At 62.6% G+C, this 16,506-nt stretch carries 17 protein-coding genes and 1 pseudogene; 11 read left to right on the forward strand and 7 right to left on the reverse strand.

Going from position 1 to position 16,506, the window contains the following annotated elements; all coding sequences use genetic code 11:
* Positions 1-105 precede the first annotated feature (105 nt).
* The 5 genes from ACX5I4_RS15300 (at position 106) to ACX5I4_RS15320 (ending at position 4,270) form a co-directional block, all read left to right on the forward strand.
* Positions 106-681: an Lrp/AsnC family transcriptional regulator gene (locus tag ACX5I4_RS15300; protein WP_461837396.1), complete on the forward strand. Its 576-nt coding sequence runs from the start codon at positions 106-108 to the stop codon at positions 679-681.
* Positions 682-690: 9 nt separating this feature from the next.
* Positions 691-1,116, forward strand: a complete 426-nt coding sequence (locus tag ACX5I4_RS15305; protein ID WP_461837397.1) for a DUF1761 domain-containing protein — start codon at positions 691-693, stop codon at positions 1,114-1,116.
* An 18-nt stretch (positions 1,117-1,134) separates the two neighbouring features.
* Positions 1,135-2,130, forward strand: a complete 996-nt coding sequence (gene corA / locus ACX5I4_RS15310) for a magnesium/cobalt transporter CorA (protein WP_461837398.1) — start codon at positions 1,135-1,137, stop codon at positions 2,128-2,130.
* Positions 2,130-2,648: an AFG1/ZapE family ATPase gene (gene zapE / locus ACX5I4_RS15315; protein WP_461837399.1), complete on the forward strand. Its 519-nt coding sequence runs from the start codon at positions 2,130-2,132 to the stop codon at positions 2,646-2,648. The genes corA and zapE overlap by 1 nt, the downstream gene beginning before the upstream one ends.
* A 950-nt stretch (positions 2,649-3,598) precedes the next feature.
* Positions 3,599-4,270: a hypothetical protein gene (locus tag ACX5I4_RS15320; protein ID WP_461837400.1), complete on the forward strand. Its 672-nt coding sequence runs from the start codon at positions 3,599-3,601 to the stop codon at positions 4,268-4,270.
* 107 nt (positions 4,271-4,377) lie between these two features.
* Here ACX5I4_RS15320 and ACX5I4_RS15325 read toward each other — a convergent pair whose 3' ends face one another.
* A complete protein-coding gene (locus ACX5I4_RS15325; RefSeq protein WP_461837401.1) occupies positions 4,378-4,956 on the reverse strand; it encodes a hypothetical protein in 579 nt (192 codons plus the stop codon).
* Between the two features lie 464 nt (positions 4,957-5,420).
* Between ACX5I4_RS15325 and ACX5I4_RS15330 the strand changes: the two genes are divergently transcribed.
* The gene (locus ACX5I4_RS15330) at positions 5,421-6,308 is read left to right on the forward strand and encodes a DUF695 domain-containing protein (protein ID WP_461837402.1); all 888 of its coding nucleotides are present in this window, start codon (positions 5,421-5,423) and stop codon (positions 6,306-6,308) included.
* A 110-nt stretch (positions 6,309-6,418) separates the two neighbouring features.
* Positions 6,419-9,946: an ATP-binding protein gene (locus ACX5I4_RS15335; protein ID WP_461837403.1), complete on the forward strand. Its 3,528-nt coding sequence runs from the start codon at positions 6,419-6,421 to the stop codon at positions 9,944-9,946.
* Positions 9,947-10,263: 317 nt separating this feature from the next.
* On the opposite strand, the gene ACX5I4_RS15340 is transcribed toward ACX5I4_RS15335, so the two are convergent.
* On the reverse strand, positions 10,264-10,794 hold the full coding sequence (locus ACX5I4_RS15340; RefSeq protein WP_461837404.1) for a ferritin: 531 nt from the start codon (positions 10,792-10,794) through the stop codon (positions 10,264-10,266).
* A gap of 67 nt (positions 10,795-10,861) precedes the next feature.
* On the opposite strand from ACX5I4_RS15340, the gene ACX5I4_RS15345 reads away from it, so the two are divergent.
* A complete protein-coding gene (locus ACX5I4_RS15345) occupies positions 10,862-12,094 on the forward strand; it encodes a low temperature requirement protein A (protein WP_461837405.1) in 1,233 nt (410 codons plus the stop codon).
* Between the two features lie 48 nt (positions 12,095-12,142).
* Here the strand turns inward: ACX5I4_RS15345 and ACX5I4_RS15350 are convergent, their stop codons facing one another.
* Positions 12,143-13,021 (reverse strand): EamA family transporter, encoded by an 879-nt coding sequence (locus ACX5I4_RS15350; RefSeq protein ID WP_461837406.1) that lies wholly within the window; start codon positions 13,019-13,021, stop codon positions 12,143-12,145.
* An 85-nt stretch (positions 13,022-13,106) separates the two neighbouring features.
* Here ACX5I4_RS15350 and ACX5I4_RS15355 point away from each other — a divergent pair.
* A pseudogene (locus ACX5I4_RS15355) lies at positions 13,107-13,238 on the forward strand (helix-turn-helix domain-containing protein); the annotation flags it as partial.
* A gap of 197 nt (positions 13,239-13,435) precedes the next feature.
* The gene (locus ACX5I4_RS15360; protein ID WP_461837407.1) at positions 13,436-13,957 is read left to right on the forward strand and encodes a LysR substrate-binding domain-containing protein; all 522 of its coding nucleotides are present in this window, start codon (positions 13,436-13,438) and stop codon (positions 13,955-13,957) included.
* Positions 13,958-13,966: 9 nt separating this feature from the next.
* Here the strand turns inward: ACX5I4_RS15360 and crcB are convergent, their stop codons facing one another.
* The 3 genes from crcB to ACX5I4_RS15375 are packed head-to-tail and all read right to left on the reverse strand — an operon-like array spanning position 13,967 to position 15,365.
* The gene (gene crcB, locus ACX5I4_RS15365) at positions 13,967-14,335 is read right to left on the reverse strand and encodes a fluoride efflux transporter CrcB (protein WP_461837408.1); all 369 of its coding nucleotides are present in this window, start codon (positions 14,333-14,335) and stop codon (positions 13,967-13,969) included.
* Complete coding sequence (locus ACX5I4_RS15370) at positions 14,332-14,832, reverse strand: fluoride efflux transporter FluC (RefSeq protein WP_461837409.1); 501 nt, start codon at positions 14,830-14,832, stop codon at positions 14,332-14,334. Before ACX5I4_RS15370 ends, crcB begins: the two co-directional genes overlap by 4 nt.
* Positions 14,829-15,365: a universal stress protein gene (locus tag ACX5I4_RS15375; RefSeq protein WP_461837410.1), complete on the reverse strand. Its 537-nt coding sequence runs from the start codon at positions 15,363-15,365 to the stop codon at positions 14,829-14,831. Before ACX5I4_RS15375 ends, ACX5I4_RS15370 begins: the two co-directional genes overlap by 4 nt.
* A 95-nt stretch (positions 15,366-15,460) precedes the next feature.
* Here ACX5I4_RS15375 and ACX5I4_RS15380 point away from each other — a divergent pair, with 95 nt between their 5' ends.
* The gene (locus ACX5I4_RS15380) at positions 15,461-16,195 is read left to right on the forward strand and encodes an SOS response-associated peptidase (protein ID WP_461837411.1); all 735 of its coding nucleotides are present in this window, start codon (positions 15,461-15,463) and stop codon (positions 16,193-16,195) included.
* A 17-nt stretch (positions 16,196-16,212) separates the two neighbouring features.
* Here ACX5I4_RS15380 and ACX5I4_RS15385 read toward each other — a convergent pair whose 3' ends face one another.
* Positions 16,213-16,482, reverse strand: a complete 270-nt coding sequence (locus tag ACX5I4_RS15385; RefSeq protein WP_139359719.1) for a hypothetical protein — start codon at positions 16,480-16,482, stop codon at positions 16,213-16,215.
* Positions 16,483-16,506: the final 24 nt, after the last annotated feature.

A 16,506-nucleotide genomic window follows, 5' to 3' on the forward strand; every position in this document is an offset into this window, starting at 1 on the left:
CCAAACATTGATGGCAACAGGATTTCGCAAACTTGCCACATACGGCAGGAAGGCGTGGAACAATTGATCAAAACAGTCAAAAGTGATCTCCGCTGATGACCACGAATGATCTGGAGCGACGACGTGAGCAACCTCGACCCGACGGACCTGAAGATCCTCCTGGAGTTGATCCGTGATCCCCGGGTTCAGATCGGCGAACTCAGCGAGGCACTGGGGATTGCGCGCAACACCGCCCAATCGAGGATGCGCCGCCTGGTTCGCTCGGGCGTACTGAACGACGGCGGCCGCGAGGTTGACCTCGAAAAGGTGGGGTACGACGTCGTCGGCTTCGTCACCCTGGAGGTGACCCACCGGGAACTCGACGGCGTGATCGGAGCCTTGCGCCGCATCCCCCAGGTACTTGAGGTGCATGAAATCTCCGGGAGGGGCGATCTCTTGTGCAGGGTGGTGGCCACCGACACGCACAACCTGCAAACCGCGCTTCGCTCCATTCTCCGAATCAAGGGCGTCATCCGTACGGAAACAGTCCTCGCCCTGCACACCCATATCCCTTACCGGACCGAGCCGCTCATCGGCCGGCTCGTGGACGCCGCCGAGACGGCCAGCACCGCAAAGGCCAGCACAGCGAAACGGGGCAAAGGGCAGCTCGGGGCCGAACCGCCCCTCAGCGAACCCGACTAGGATTCCAGAATGGATTGGCTCTCTTCTGTTTCGCAGCTCAACTGGCTGGCCATACTCGTGGCCTTCGTTTCCAGCATGGTCATTGGATTTGTCTGGTACATGCCCGCGCTCCTTGGTCGAAAATGGATGCAGGCCATCGGCAAGACCGAGGAAGACCTCAAGAAGATCGACGGCGGCGCCGCGATCTGGATCCCCATGATGGTAGCCGCAGCCCTGACGAGCATCTTGCTGGCCATTCTGATCGTCAAGTTGGGGGTGCACGGAAGCGTGGCCGGCGGATTCTTCGCGCTGGTGGTTGCCGTGGTTTTCCGCGCCGGTGGCCACGTCATCCATAACGGTTTCGCAGGCAGGCCATCCGCCGTGACGCTCATCGATTCCGGCCATGACATCGTGGCTATGGCTGTGGCCGGGTCAATCATCGGGGCATGGCAGTAACGGGAGGAGAATAGCCACGTGACCATCATTGACAACGCCGTCTACGTCAACGGTATCCGAACTGCCACTCCGGGAAGCCTTGAGCAAAGCGTCGAAACGCTGGCCGCCCATGGCGGCATGGTGTGGATTGGACTGTACCGGCCGGACGAGACGGAAATGGCAGCAGTGGCTGCCGAGTTCGGTCTTCACTTGCTCGCCGTCGAAGACGCCGTCAACGCGCACCAGCGCCCCAAGCTGGAACGCTACGACAACAACCTCTTCACGGTCCTGCGGCCCGCTCGGTACCTGGACGATACCGAGACCGTGGAGTTCGGTGAGCTTCACATCTTCACCGGGAAGAACTTCGTGGTCACCGTCCGTCACGCGGAAACGCCCGGGGTGGCCCAGGTTCGGCGCCATCTGGAACAACAACCGGAGCTGCTTCGCCATGGGCCCGAAGCCGTCCTGTATGCCTTGTTGGACCAAGTAGTGGACGATTACGGTCCGGTGATTTCCGGACTGGAAAACGACATTGACGAGATCGAGGACCAGCTCTTCGGCGGCGATCCCTCCGTTTCCCGGCGCATCTATGAGCTTGCCCGTGAGGTCATTCAGTTCCAGCGCGCAATCAACCCGCTCCCGGACATGATGGCATCCCTGGAGCGCGGTTTCGTCAAATACGGTGTGGACATAGAGCTGCAGCGCAAACTCCGCGATGTGGAGGACCACGTCGAACAAGTCATTTCCCGTGCCAGCGGGTTCCGGGACCTGCTTCAAAACGCCCTGACCCTCGATGGCACCCTGACCGCGAACCGGCAAAACGAGGCGAGCGCAGCGCAAAACGAACAAACCAAGAAGATCTCCTCGTGGGCAGCGATCTTCTTTGCACCGGCCTTCGTTACCGGGCTCTACGGCATGAACTTCGACGTCATGCCCGAGCTCCATTGGCCGTTCGGCTACCCCATGGCGATCGGACTCATGATTGCCGCGGGCCTCCTCATGTACGTCATCTTCAAGCGGAAAAACTGGATCTAGTGGTTCCCGGTCTGGAGGCCTTCAGCAGGGGCAAGATCATCACACCCGGAACGACCGCGCAACTGGGGGCTTTCGGTTTGTTCCCGCCGTCGAAGTCACAAGAGCGAATCCTCACCCCCACGACGCAACGGCTCACCGCCAAAGCGGCCGACGATATGCTCTGGATCAGTTTCTCCGAGTTGTGCGGCGGGCTGACGTCGACGGCGGACTACCTGGCCCTGGCAGTGGACTACAAGACCTGGGTGGTCGACGGCGTGCCCTCGCCAACGGTGGAGTCGGCCGCGGGTTCCGCCCCGGCTTGGCAACGGTTCAGCAACGTGGTGGATGTCCTGTACGACCAGGACATCACGCTGTTCCTGGTAGGCCACGGTCCCCTGGACTGGGATCTCGCCCAGGATCCGGCGCACCAGACAAGCGCCCAGTCGGTTGACTTGGCCAGAATCGCAAGCCGGCTCTCGCTCCTGGGCCGGGTGGAATCCTCTGCCCCCTTTGAAGATGTGGAGGCCGGGGGCAGCTGAAGCCTGGTTGCCCCCGGGAAGGCTCGCCCCTTTGTCCGGTCTCAACAAAGTCATTAATCCCGACGTGTGGGCTGACAGGTTGAAGGAGACGGAAAACGGCCGTGGCTACCCCATCGAAGAGATCAGTTCCGTATGGATCCGCATCTGGCTTGAGGCGCAAGGCCGCTCGGGAAGTGTTCCGTTAGGGGGATCCCGCAACGGACACTTTGGGGGCGGGTCTAGCACGCCAGGGCCGCCATGGCGTGCGCCCTGCGGACGCGGACTGATCGCCGTCACGGAGTTCATATGCACTTCACGGCGCTGAATGCTGGGGAGCGAAGCCAGGACGATCAACCGTAAACGGACAGCACGCGACCAGTTCAGCGCCCATCGGGCAACCTTGATCTGAGTTCTTCTGCATAGGAAACGATGGCCTGACGCTGGTCGCGGGTGAATCTTCTGACCTGCAGGTCGAGGACTGCACGGCTGCCCAGCTCTCCCACGCCCAACAGCCGACCCAACCGACGGATTGCTTCGTCCGCGGGAATGTCTCAGCTATCGAAGCTCTCTGCCAAGGCGGTGCCAATAGCAGCGCCCAAGACCACACAGGTCGCACACCCGCCGACTTACTGTCCGAGAACAAGGGTGTGTTCACATCTGAGGAACTCGCTGCCGTGAATCTTCTGCTTGGGTCCACCTAGTCTGCTCCTGTAAGCCGGTCGATCACAAAGCTTCAGAATCCCGCCGACAGGGCCGCCTAATTGCTGCTCACGACCATGTATGTGAATCGTAGCGATAGGTAGTGTTGTTCGTTTACCGATCCCGCATCGACCATGGGCAGTGCAGGGCTGAGAACGCTTTCGAGCGGCGGCGCGCCGAGATCGATGGAACTCAGACGTGAGATATACACTTCAGTGGGCTCATCGCGGTCCTCGAAAACGATCAAATGAAGGTGCTAACAGGGGGCAGGCATGGGCGGGGACTCAACAGACACCGAGTGGGACGTGTTCGGCCCGACCCAGGCATGGAACGCCGCACGAGGCTATGCGGCATTGGGAGCCCGGACCCGTGCGCAGAGGGCCAGCACCCTGGTTTCCGCCACCGTCTCCCTGACACTGGCCTCCCTCGCCGGCATGGTTGTCGGCCGCGGCTCCGTCACGGCAGCAGCAGGCACGGAGCGCGAGTTCCGCGGGTTGGCCGAGTTCAGGGCTCTGCTCGCGGTAGCCATCGGCATCGCACTCGGAACCCTCGTGTCCACGACCGTTCCCGCCTCGTCCAGCTTCGGGGTGATGGTGGCCCTTGAGGTGATGATCATCGGCTCGATGGCGGTAATCTTCCCGTCACTCAGGTTCCACCGCTCGCGGGGCCTCAGGCTGAACGCCCGGAGGTGGAAAAGGAGCCATGGAGTCAGACATCTGTGGATCGTCAACGCGCTGGTCCACGGCCCGGAGGCCACCGTCGACGATCTCGAAACCGCGATACGGACCCTCGTACCGGACTTCAGCCCCGGCTGGGCGGCCATAGTGTTCACGACCACAGACGAACAGGTACAGGCCTTGCAGCGCCTCGGGTTCGGCCGTGACAGCGAGAACTCCGGGCTGATGTACCGCGCGGTCGCAGAATACCTGCAGCCCGGCCGGTGAGCACCCACTGCCAGGCCTCGTGACCGTTGACGGATCCTCATGGAATCCGCCGTTACTCTGCCGGCTAATGGTCGCCTGACGGGCACGGTCAAGAATGCCAGGCGCTCTCAACCTCCACTTCCAGCCAATGGGTGGGGCGGCTCAGCCGGAGGACTTGGCTGTTCGGCATCCCAGGGAGCATCCGCGGCGACCGCAGAGGATTGCTCAAAGAATGCCTTCACCCGTTCAACATACTGGCGACAGTAGAGCTCGTAGTGCTGCTCATACTTAGGTAAATTTCCGGCTTCTTCGGCCGGCAAACTGAAATACTGCCCAAGTTCGAGGATCGTCGTCCGGCCGTCGCCGGCACGTAAGACGGTTCGCCCGCGCGCTGTCGGATCTTCGTCACCCAGGATCCTGGTGATAGCCAATTCCTGCGGGATTTCCTCCATAACTTCCAGTGCCGACACATGCTCAACACCAGCGCGCGCCGAGATGAATACTTGGATCTCGCCGAGTCCCTCCACGTCAGGGGCCCGAAAACCGCACACCACCTCCGGTGACAGGAGCGGACCTTTCTCCGCAGGTTTGATGAGTTCCCAGATCTCCCCTGGGGTCGCGCTGACCGCGGTGGACGCAGACACGAAATACACGGGGGCTTCGGCTAGCAGCGACGCTACTTGTGATCTCTTGAACCAAGGATTCATGGCGAGAGTCTATATCGTCGCCGCGGACCGGCGAACGGCCATCCAGAATTCCTTCCGGAATGAAGGTCTGCCCCTATCCGTGTCCGGTAAAGGATCCCTTAGTGGCAGGCTTGCGATACGTCCGGCGAGGGATTTTCAGTGGCCAAGACTACGGCTGGCGGACTCGAAGCCGTCCGTCCGGGTGGGTGGTACCTAGTCGTTCCGGTTCCCCGTCCTGGCCCGCACGGGCGTTCAATCGACGGCCGCCTCGGCAGGTCGAGGATCGTGACGAGCGCGTCGGGTAGATTCGTGGGAGGAGCACGCAGGACACCGAAATAGGGGGAGAAATGGGATTCTTCAAGCGAAAGGTCGCTCCGGCCCCGGTGCATCCAATTGCAAGGTTCTGGCAGTGGTGGGCATCGGAAGGCGCGGTTCGGTTCGATTCCGCCGTGGATACTGGTCAGTGGGGCGATCTTCCAGACGTGATGAGTACCCAACTCGCAGCCATTCACCCAAGTTTGGCCTGGGACACGGGGCCTGGGCGCACGGCCCGCAGTCTTCTCGCTGTCAGTTCGGAGGGCGATGCCTCTTTGCGGCGGATCGCGGAACAATGGCTCCGGGCGGCCCCTCCCGCGGACAAGTCGTGGGAGTTCGCCGCCGCCCGACAGCCAGTCTCAGGTGTCGTCGACAACGAACTCGAGATCGATGGCTACCGCCTCCACCTAGGCGATGTTCACTTCCGGATCGCGGAGGATTCCGAAAGGGAACGCCTCGACATCGCGGTTCATCACCCGCTCTTTGCTGAAATGCCCGACAAGAGCCCCCTCCGGGTATCCTTCCTGCTGCTCGACTGGGTCCTGGGCGAGGACGGGGTCGAACAATGGATCGGCGCCGTCGACACAACCGATTTCGGCAACACGGCCATGGCCACCGCCTCAGACCTCGTGGCCGCCGTCAACGAAATGGCCGCTCAGTCCCAGCCTGACAAATGGGTCCTTATGGAGGGAATGACTAGCGGTGGCGAGAGGATCGTTGTAAGCGCCCGCCGACCGCTGCGCTGGATCGACTACCCGATCTTCGACCTCCATACGGAGGTGCGGCTCGCCTACGAGGACAAGCGTGACGACGGCCTGCCCACGGCAGACTCGCTTGATGTGCTCCGCGGAATCGAGGATGACATCTCGGGGGCGCTCGGCGTCCGAGGGATATTGGTTGCCCACGAGACGGCAGCTGGCGAGAGACTGCTGCACTACTACTCAGATTCTGAAGACCAGAACGGGCGCGACGCGATCCAGACCGCCGCAAGTGTGGTCGGCGGGGTCACCCGACACGATACAGACCCCGGGTGGAAGCAGGTACGTCGGTTCGCTTGAGAGGCATCAATGGTTCTGCCACGAATCGGCCGGCCATGCTCCAGCAGAGTCCCGATGAGGGATCCCTCAGCGGGCGTCCACGGTCTGGGCGTTACTGGCAGTCTTAGTCTATGAATCTGAACGAACGCATCACGGGGAAGCTCGACGCAGGTATTGACGCTGACGTGTTTGAGCGGTGTGCTGTGGCCCTAATGGCGAACCACTACGAGAACGTGGTGGGTATTGAAGGCGGCAGTGATGGAGGTCGCGACGGCGACATCATCGCTCCCATTGCTGACGATCCCGACTCTCGCGGGAGGATTTTGGTGACGACGGGCGACTCCCTCAGTAATCTCAAGAGCAGCCATAGAACCTGGAAAAAGTTCTGGGATGCGGGCGATACGTTCCGGGTAGACCAGCTTGTGATGATTACGTCTCGGGCCCTTTCGGACACAAAGCGCCGCAACATCGAGACCTACTGCAAAACCAATGACCTCCCGGTGCCGCGCATATATGCAAGACAGTGGCTAGTTGATTCCCTGCGCCGCGACCCGGATCTCCGCGTTGAGCTGACCGGAGTCCACGGGCGTCTTGAAGCGCTGACAACGAAGGCACCCGAGCCTTCGTCATCGTTCACCGACCTGTTCGGACGGGACGAGGAGCTCGAGCACCTGCGCTCCGCGGTGATGATGACGACCGATGTCTCATTAGTGGGCGTTCCCGGAGTTGGTAAGAGCCGCCTACTCGCGGAGCTCGAAGGTGGCGTGCACTTCATCGACCGCCTTGCCCGAGACCACCTTGCCGACGACCTGTTCGCCATAGAACCAACGACAGTCGTGCTAGACGATGCCCACCTTAATCAGGAGCTCCTTGAGCAGCTGGTCAGCATTCGTAGCAAGGAACGGTTCAGCTTCACGATAGTCGCCGCGACATGGCCCGGAACCGAGGCTCCGGTAGAGGCTCTGCTCAACAAGCCGACGCGGGTCGAGGTGGACCGCTTAGCGCGAGCCGCACTCGATCAAATGATCCAGGCGCTCGGAGTCCACGGCGTCCGTGCGCGTTCACTGGTGCTCGAGCAGTCCGACGGCCGACCGGGCTGGGCGGCCATTCTTTCTCGTTTGGTCGTCAACGGTGCAGGCGACGACCTCGCAACCGGTCAATCGCTTCTTGACCAAGTCGCCGGCCTCGCCGCCGCTATTGCAGGCAACGCCGTACTCAATGACGCGCTGGCCTGCATCGCCGCACTCGGCGCAGCCTCTCTCGAGGACATTGAGATTGTCGCAAGCCATGCTGGTGTCCCGTACGCCGAATTGATCGCCTGGCTCGACGTCACCGCTCAGGGAGGTCTCGTGGAGCGGACAAACGACAGGTGGTCTGTGCTCGCACCGCTCCGCTCACTGATCGTCGCGTCGACCTTCTTCGGGGCAAGAAGGCAAAGGAGTTTGGCCTCGTTCACCGCGAACTTCCCCCACGACGAACGGCTGGACCGCACAGTCCTCAATCTCGCTAACGATGTTCCAGATGCAGGCGTTCGGGCGCTGGCGGATTCGTGGTTCGATGACATATCGACAAAGAAGATCGACGAGATCACACTTGCCTTGGTCGAGGTCTACAGTGGCATCGATGAGACTTCGGCTGACCGCGCCGCCATCCTCGCCCGTACTGTGCTTGATTCGCCTCGTGAGCCTCTGACCCTCTACGGCGGTCTCACCTACGACCCCTATGGCACTGCTGCAGAGAAAATACTCCGCACAGCTTTCCGCCGGTCCTGCTCTCGCGAAGCCACTCGCGGACTGCTCCACCTCGCAATCAGCGACGAGCGGCCTCGACACCAGCACCCCGACCACCCAATGCGGGTTATCCAGGACATGGCGCACTACCTCGACCCTGATCTAGGGCCCGTTGATACCTTGCGCGACCTCATCTTGAAATACACGTTGGAGTGGTTCGATGAAGATCCGAACGCGGCCCGGTGGCAGGTGCTCGCAGAGGTCACGCATTACGTCTTCGACCCCCGGATTGAGGGCAACTGGAGTGATCCAAGCAGCCACCTCAGCCTCACCATGTCGCAGGGTGTGATGACGGCGGAGGCAATGGGATCACTGCTCGCACTCTGGGACATGATCGATTCCAGAGTCCGGGGGGAAGTAGCTTCGAGCATCACCCATCGGGCAGTGGCACAACTCTGCGAAATCTTTGATTCGTGGTCTGCAATTGCCGTAGGCATCACCAACCATGGGGGCGAGGCCTCGACGGCGCACCGTGTTGTCGGCGCGAAGGGAGCCGAGCTGGTGCTCAGCACCCTGACGGTGCTGGCAGAACGCTTCACGGGGGTGCCGATTCGGGTCAACAAACGGCTCGCCCTCGTATCGATGTGGAACGGCGGCCCTACAACGCTGGCGGAGCTCCCGGTCGATGACGATCGCCTGGCACGTTTCGTGGGAATGCGAGAACCCGACGACGACATCGACGTTTGGATGGCCGACCGTCGGGAGCAGTGGACGTCCCTGGCCCGTGACCTGGACAAGCTAACTGCTGCGGAAGGCGTCACTGAGTACAGAAGGCTTGTGGCCGAAGCATCGGTTCTCGGTGGCAACCATGAGGCCGCTTCATTCGCGGGCACGCTCGCCGAGCATGTGACCAACTCTCGCGTATGGCTGGAAGCCGCCATTAGGGCAATCGCCCGTCCCCTCGTTGCGCCGTTGATGACCAAGGCTCGCGCAGATGGTGCTGATGTCGATGATTTGGTTATGTCGGCAATCGCGGTCCCTGAGCTGCGACCCGAGGTTCTGCGCGCAATCACGCACGAAGAAGGCGAACTGGATGATCTTGCGCACACTGTCATCGACGGTCTAACCGACGATGACGTACCACTCATCGGCGACCTGTGGATCCATGAGTCGGTGACCCCAATCCTGCGTGAGTTACTCATACACACGCGCACGTCAGTACGAGCCCTCGCTGCCGTCACCTTCGGAAAGGGAGCACAGGGTCATGGACCGGAGTTGCCCGAGGAACTCAGGTCCGCCTGGCGGACAGCACTGGTCGAGGCCGCACCGGACCAGCTGCCACAGCACTCAAGATGGCGCCTCGGCGAGATACTCAAGGACGCTGTCACCACCGATCCCGAGCTCTGCGCCGACTGGTTGATCGCAAACGCGGGAACGTCTGGGTTCTCCACGCGTGCGCACCGACTGGTGAAGTCATTCCCTGATGTGTTGAGGAACCTCCCGCAGGATCAAAAGCGGCGGATCGTCACGACCCTCGATGCCGAGACGCTGCTCCACAGTGGTTACGCAGGAGATGTGCTTGGTTCCGACGGGGAGCTTGCCAGCGATTTGCTCTCTGAGGGCGTTGTAGATGGAGAGGTTCTTCTCAGATCGATGTCAGGCTATCGCGATCACACCGTCGCGGCTCTCGCACCAGCTCTCGTGGCTGCACAGGTTCCTCCACGACGCATCGTTTCTAATGCCCTTCGAGGGGGCAAATGGACCGGGGACGAGTCGGATGCGATTCTCAGTGATCTCGAGTTCTTCGCAAACCTGCGCAAGCGACAGCCCGAGCTTGACGAAGTCTGTGCCCTCGCAGCCGAAGAATTAGGCAGACAACTCGAGGCTGCACGGGCGAGGGAGAAACAAGACCGACGTCGCGGCTGGTAGGAGACCTGCGGGCAGTCTGTTCCGCCCTGCGAGAGCCGCGCCATGTCGCCCGTTAGCCGGTCCTCCAACGGCGCAAGAGCAACCCAAAAATTCCGGATCAGGCTCGGCACACTTCCACGGCCGGCCAATTCCCGTAAGACCCGCCCGCAAAATGCCCGGTTGAAGGTGCCTCAAACGCGACAGGGAGCAAGCTCGGTCGCCTCAGTCAAATAGACGCCGGTCAACCGGCGCCGACAACCCCGGCAAGACGCGCGTCCCGGATCCGTACTCTGACCGGTCCGGCGAGAAAACGGACAACTGTCTTGAGACCGGACACCCTAAATCGCCCCTCCGGCGGTGGGCGGCGCGCCGGTGTCGTTCCCGCCGTCGCCGACTTGCTCCCGGGCAACATAGTTCTCGATGTCGAAAAGGTTGTCGGCGCGCTCGGCGATGTTCAAAAGAGTAGTCATCGAGGCCACTTCCTCCACCTGTTCCTTCAGGAACCACAGCATGAATTGTTCGCCGAGGGGATCATTCTGTTCCCTCGCGGCACGGAAGAGTTCCTCGATACTGCGGGTAACTTCCTTTTCCTGGGCCAACGCCAAGGCAATCGGCTCGCGCACATCGGCAAACTCGTTGCGGACGGCCGGAACGCCTGGAATCGCGACCGGCTGGTTGCGGTCCAACATGTACTGGACCATCATCATGGCGTGATTGCGCTCTTCAAGTGACTGGCGGTAGAAGTGCGCCGCCAGTTGCGGTAGATCCTGGCCATCGAAGTACACGGCTACAGCGATGTACTGCTGGGAGGCGGCAAACTCGTTTCCAATTTGGGCGGAAAGGAGCTCGTTGAATGACTTCTTTGCCATGCGCCCGATCCTACTCTTGGACCGGCCGGTCCTCCCCGGCAGCTCTTTGTCGGAGTAACTTTCATGTATGAGCCTTACCCATCGGCTCGGACGTATGTCAGGGCGCGATCCGGCGGAGCAACACCGGACCTCGACCCCGCTCGAGCTGCTCTTCGACCTCGTCTTTGTGGTGGCCTTCAGCGCGGTCTCGACGCAGACGGCGCTGCTCCTCGATAAAGGGCACTGGTCGGCCGCGGTCACCGGGTTCGTCCTTGGGGTCTTTGCGATCAGCTGGGCGTGGGTGAACTACTCGTGGCTGGCATCCGCATACGACAACGACGACGTGTTCTTCCGCATCGCGACGTTGATCGAGATGATCGGGGTGCTCGTGATCGCCCTCGGGATGCCACCCTTCTTCCGCTCGATCGACGAAGGCCGCCATGTCGACAACGCAATCATGGTGAGCGGGTACGTGATCATGCGCGTCGCCGCGGTCGCGCTCTGGCTGCGCGCCGCGCGGCACGATCCTGAGCATCGGCGAGCCTGCCTGACGTACGCGGCTGCCGTCTCGGTGGCGCAGGTCGGATGGGTGCTGCTCATCTTTGCCTCGCTCCCGATCGGGGCGACGTCGTGGATCATCGCGGCACTCGTCGGCGTCGAGTTGGTGGGCCCGCTCCTCGCCGAGCGCAAGGACGGTGGAACCCCGTGGCATCCGCACCACATCGCCGAACGGTACTCGCTGCTCGTGATCATCACACTCGGCGAGGTGATCCTCGGCGCCGTGCTCGCGATCTCGGCGGTCGTCGACCGGTCGGGTTGGTCGGTCGAGGTCGTGCTCGTCGCCTCCGGCGGTACCGCCCTCGCCTTCGCGATGTGGTGGCTGTACTTCACCGTCCCATCCGGGCGGGTGCTGGGACATCATCGCCGTCGCGCGTTCGGATGGAGCTACCTGCACATCGTCGTGTTCGCCGCGGTCGTCGGCACCGGCGCCGGCCTCCACGCGGCGGCGATCTTCATCTCCGGTGGGAGCCACATCGATGCCATCGCCACGGTGCTCACGGTGGCCCTTCCCGTGTTCGTCTTCGAATTGACCCTCGTGACGATCTACTCGCTCCTGCTGCGCACTGCCGATCCGTACCATATCTGGATATTCAGCGCGGCCGCGCTTGTCCTTGTATTCGCGGTGGTCGCGGTGGGCCTCGGTGCGAGCGTGGGCGCCACGGTCCTGCTCGTCGCTGCCTCGCCCGGGTTCATCGTCGTCGCTTATGAGACGGTTGGCTACCGACGCGAGGAGCAGGCTCTCAAGCAGGCTGGGGCCTGACCCTGCCCAACGCGCTCGGCGGGGTAGATTTCCAAACGGGAGCGGGCCTTACTTCTCCCCACCCCGGAACAGCAGCGCACCGGCGTTGGCCGCGACGATCAGCGCAATCCCGGCCCACTGCCCAACATTGAGTTCCTGATGCAGGGCAAGCGCTCCAATGATCGCTGCAAATACCGGATTGATGCTCATGAGCACACCGAACAGCTGGGCCGGGACCCGGCGCAACGCGATCAGGTCCGCCACGTAGGGCAGCACGGAGGCCAGGATGCCGGCACCGACAGCGCAGATAAGTGCAAAGGCGTCCAGCGGCTTGCCCACAAAGATCACGACGGCGACCGGTAAGTACAGGGTTGCCGACACCCCGGTTGCGGCTGCTGTCCCTTGGATGCCCTGGATGCGTTGTCCGACGGTTCGGTTCAGCAGGATGTAGAAAGCCCAGCTGCAGGCGGCGACGAGTCCGAGACCGATGCCGGCATAGTCCATGGACGGGTCCGGCTGGGTAATCGCGACTACGCCGGCACCCGCGGCCACAGCGCACACGACGCTGATCTTCCGGCGCGAACTGAGCAGGGCGACAGCCAAGGGTCCCAGGAATTCCAGTGTCACCGCCAGTCCCAGCCCGATCCGCTGGATGGATGCGTACAAGCAGAGGTTCATGGTTCCGAACACCACGGCAAGAAGGAGCACAGGCCACCATTGCCGCCAACTGAGTTCGCGCAGCCGCGGACGAACGATGGGCAGGAGCACCGCCCCGGCCACCAGTTGGCGGACCGCGACAACCCCCAAGGGTCCCATCACGGGGAACGCGAGGGAGCCGGTCGCGGCACCCAACTGGTTTGACAGCGAACTGGCCACAAGCGTTGCCACGCCGCCCGCCTTTCGCGACGGCGACCCTCCGGACCCGATGGCTGCGATTCTTTCACTCATGAGGGAATTCTGCGCCTGCAGCACGCGCGCCCTAAATGCGTGGACCACCCTATTTATACGGTAAATGCATGAATATGATGGGGGCATGGGCGTGGAGATAAGGCAGTTGCGCTGCCTGGTGGCAGTGATCGAGGAGGGCAGCTTCACAGACGCTGCCATCGAGCTCCGGATGTCCCAGGCGGCTGTGTCCCGCAACATCGCCGCACTGGAGGACACGCTCGGCGTGCGGCTCGTTGAACGCACCACTCGAAGTGTGGCCCCGACCCCCGGCGGCGAGCGGGTGCTGTCCAAGGCGCGGCGCCTGCTCTCGCTCCTTGCGGAGATGGAGCAGGAGGCCCGGGCGGGAACGGGGAAAATACTGATCGGCTACGCGTGGTCCGCCTTGGGAGAGCACACCACGGAGTTCCAGCGACGGTGGGCCGCCACCTTCGCCGACACGGAACTTCAGCTCATCCACTCCAACAGCCCGACGGGGGACTCACTGACGGGACCACCGACTTCGCCATCCTTCGGCGCCTGCCGGAAGCGGCCGCCGTCGAGCACGTCTGCATTGGTACGGAGAAGCGCTACTGTGTCATGTCCTCGGACGATCCCCTGGCGCCCAGGCGGTCGGTGTCTCTCGCGCAGATTGCCCAACGGCCGGTGGCGATGGATCTCCGTACGGGCAGCACCACCCTCGAGCTCTGGCCCGAGAATGGCCGCCCGCAGGAGGTGATCGCCATTCACGACGTCGACGACTGGCTGACGCTGATCGGCAGCGGTGCGGCGCGCGGCATCACGGCCGAGTCGACGGTGCACCAGTATCGACGGCGGGGCCTCGTCTACCGTCCCGTGCGCGACGCCCCGCCGGTTTCCGTCTATGCGGCCTGGTCCAAGAAGGACCCGCCACGGGAACGCGAACGCATTGTTGAGTTGCTGGCGGGGCTGTATGGCTGACACGCCGCTTTAGAGCAAAAGAACCAGCCCGACGCCGGCCGCTGCGGCTCCGACGCATGCGACCATAGTGCCCACTCCGTTGAGGAGGGCAAGGCCCGTCCGGCCGCTCTGGATAAGCCTGACAGTCTCCAGGCTTGCCGTGCTGAACGTCGTGTATCCGCCAAGGAATCCGGTGCCGAGAATCAACTGAAGGGACTCAGGAGCCTGATGGGCCATGACCAGTCCCGCGAGGATTCCCATGAGCAGGGAGCCGGAGAGGTTGATGAAGATGGTGCCCAGCGGCAGGGCGGTCCGGGCCCGGGAACGGACCAGCCCATCCACCACGAACCGGGCGGCCGCCCCTGCGCCGCCCGCGAGTGCGATCAGAAGGACAGTCATGGTTGGGCCTTCTGTAGCTGTTGGGCGGACTTGTGCCGGAACGCTCCAAGCCAGATACCGAGGGTTGTGGCCGCGGCACCGCCGAACAGGCTGGCTGCCAGGTACCACAGAGCGTCCATTCCCCGACCGGCGCCGAAGAGATGCACGGAATCCAGCGCCAGGGTGCTGTAGGTGGTGTATGCCCCTAGGAAACCGCTCCCAATCCCCAGCCGGGCAACACGGCGGAGGCCGGCGTCGGGCCCGCTCCGGGCGAGGGCTTCGAGGAGCCAGCCCAGTGCGAGCGCCCCGGATAGGTTGATAAGCAGAGTGGGCAGTGGCCACGCGTCCGGCGCGGGAACGGCCATGCCAAACCCGTAGCGGCTTAAAGCGCCGAGGATTCCTCCGGCCGCCACGAGCAGGACGAACCGCCCGTGCAAATGGAGCGGACGGTGCGTGTGCCGGTCCGGTGGTGCCGTCTGGGGTTTGGCTCCGGGCGCGGCGGTGCTGCTTTCCTTCATTGATCCCTGCTTGAGTCGTGACGGCCCAAGGGAACCATGAGCACGGGGCAGTTTTGGCGATGAGCCAGATGCAACGCTACCGATCCCGTGACCAGTCCTTCAAACTTCGGGCCGAGGCCATGTTCCTTGGTTCCCACGACGATCATGGAGGCGTTGATGCTCGCGGCATAACGGCCTAGCGACCGGGCAGGCTCGCCGGCGAGCGTCACGAAGGTCCACTGCACGCCCGTTCCGTTGAGTTGGTCCGCGATACGGGACTGGAGCGACTCCGAAATGGCCGCGGCGTCGTCGTCGATTCCGTCGGGATCAATCGGCTGGGCCGCCAGATGCCCGTCCCGGTCCCCCGCCGCCGGAAAACTCGTGACATCAGCAAAGGCCAGGACCAGCTCCAATCCAGCACTGAGCGCTACTTCCGCGGCCTTCTCAATGACTCTTGCAGGCTGATTCGGGAGCACCCCTGCGAGTACAGGCCCGGCCAATTTCGACAGCCGGCGTGGGGCGAGCGGTGCGTCGTCGCCACGGGGATTGCTCATGGGGCCCTCCAAGTGTCCAAGTAGGTTCTTCTATCCTGCTCCAGTATGGTCACCGGCGACTGGCGTTGTCCCAATCGCTAGGCGAGAATGTCGATATGTGCGGTCGGTTCAGTGTCGGTTTCGAAGCAGACTACCTCTCGAGAAAGCTCGGTGCTGTACTGCGCGGTGATACCGACTACCCCTCGCCAACGCTCCAGATCAATCCGACTGACCCTGTGGTCTTCCTGCGAGGTCGGGCAGGAGAAGGCTCGGTCGGACGGGAGCTTGCGGCCGGGCGGTGGGGCTTGGTTCCATCATTCTCCAAGACCTTCGATTCGAAAGTACCCACGTGGAACGCACGCTCGGAAACCGCCGGTGGGATCCCCGTGTTCAAAGCTTCGCTCCCGAAGTGGCGGGCAGTCGTCCCGGCTTCTGCCTACTACGAATGGAAGAAATCAGGGCCCGGACGGAAGGATCCCAAGCAGCGCTACATCGTCGAACCGCAGGATGAGCTGATTACCTTCGCCGGTTTGTTTGCGCCGTGGCGCGACGAAAGCATCGCGGACAAGTCCGCACCCGGCGCGTGGCGTTTGTCCTGCTCGATACTGACCATGGATTCCCCTCCGGAGGGCATTCACGAGAGGCTGCACAATTTGCATGACCGAATCCCGGTGCCGATCTCTCCGGACATGATCGACGATTGGATCGACCCCAAGGAAACCAGGGGCCAGGCCCTGCTGGATGCGGTGCTTGGGGATGCGTATGGTCTGGCGTCGTCGTGGACGATGAGACCCGTGGAACTCGTGGACGACAACACCACGTTGGTGGACGTCGCGAACCCGGCGGCGTGATTCAACGCTCGTAGCGGTCAACGTTCGTAGCGCAACTCGGCCCGCACGTCCGTATCTTTCAGCCACGTCAACCTCGTCGCCGACCCGAAAGGGTTCGGCCACCACTGCACCAACACTTTGCCCTCCGACGTCCGGGTAACCATGGCCGGAACGTATTGAAGGTATTTCGGCCATACGAGCTTGGCGATGACTGGCACCCTCGAAACGGTTGACAGCGGCTCCGTTTGACGCGGAGGCGGGGCGCCGACTGAGTTCAGCGGCGCGGGATATTCGGGCTGGTCAGGCATGCCCGAATACTACTGCGAGGCATC

Source organism: Arthrobacter sp. MMS24-S77, assembly GCF_054888235.1.

Coding starts and splice junctions, on each gene's coding strand:
- ACX5I4_RS15300 (WP_461837396.1), top strand. CDS start 106: ATGATCTGGAGCGACGACGTGAGCAACCTCGACCCGACGGACCTGAAG.
- ACX5I4_RS15305 (WP_461837397.1), top strand. CDS start 691: ATGGATTGGCTCTCTTCTGTTTCGCAGCTCAACTGGCTGGCCATACTC.
- ACX5I4_RS15320 (WP_461837400.1), top strand. CDS start 3,599: ATGGGCGGGGACTCAACAGACACCGAGTGGGACGTGTTCGGCCCGACC.
- ACX5I4_RS15325 (WP_461837401.1), bottom strand. CDS start 4,956: ATGAATCCTTGGTTCAAGAGATCACAAGTAGCGTCGCTGCTAGCCGAA.
- ACX5I4_RS15330 (WP_461837402.1), top strand. CDS start 5,421: ATGAGTACCCAACTCGCAGCCATTCACCCAAGTTTGGCCTGGGACACG.
- ACX5I4_RS15335 (WP_461837403.1), top strand. CDS start 6,419: ATGAATCTGAACGAACGCATCACGGGGAAGCTCGACGCAGGTATTGAC.
- ACX5I4_RS15340 (WP_461837404.1), bottom strand. CDS start 10,794: ATGGCAAAGAAGTCATTCAACGAGCTCCTTTCCGCCCAAATTGGAAAC.
- ACX5I4_RS15345 (WP_461837405.1), top strand. CDS start 10,862: ATGAGCCTTACCCATCGGCTCGGACGTATGTCAGGGCGCGATCCGGCG.
- ACX5I4_RS15350 (WP_461837406.1), bottom strand. CDS start 13,021: ATGAGTGAAAGAATCGCAGCCATCGGGTCCGGAGGGTCGCCGTCGCGA.
- crcB (WP_461837408.1), bottom strand. CDS start 14,335: ATGACTGTCCTTCTGATCGCACTCGCGGGCGGCGCAGGGGCGGCCGCC.
- ACX5I4_RS15370 (WP_461837409.1), bottom strand. CDS start 14,832: ATGAAGGAAAGCAGCACCGCCGCGCCCGGAGCCAAACCCCAGACGGCA.
- ACX5I4_RS15375 (WP_461837410.1), bottom strand. CDS start 15,365: ATGAGCAATCCCCGTGGCGACGACGCACCGCTCGCCCCACGCCGGCTG.
- ACX5I4_RS15380 (WP_461837411.1), top strand. CDS start 15,461: ATGTGCGGTCGGTTCAGTGTCGGTTTCGAAGCAGACTACCTCTCGAGA.
- ACX5I4_RS15385 (WP_139359719.1), bottom strand. CDS start 16,482: ATGCCTGACCAGCCCGAATATCCCGCGCCGCTGAACTCAGTCGGCGCC.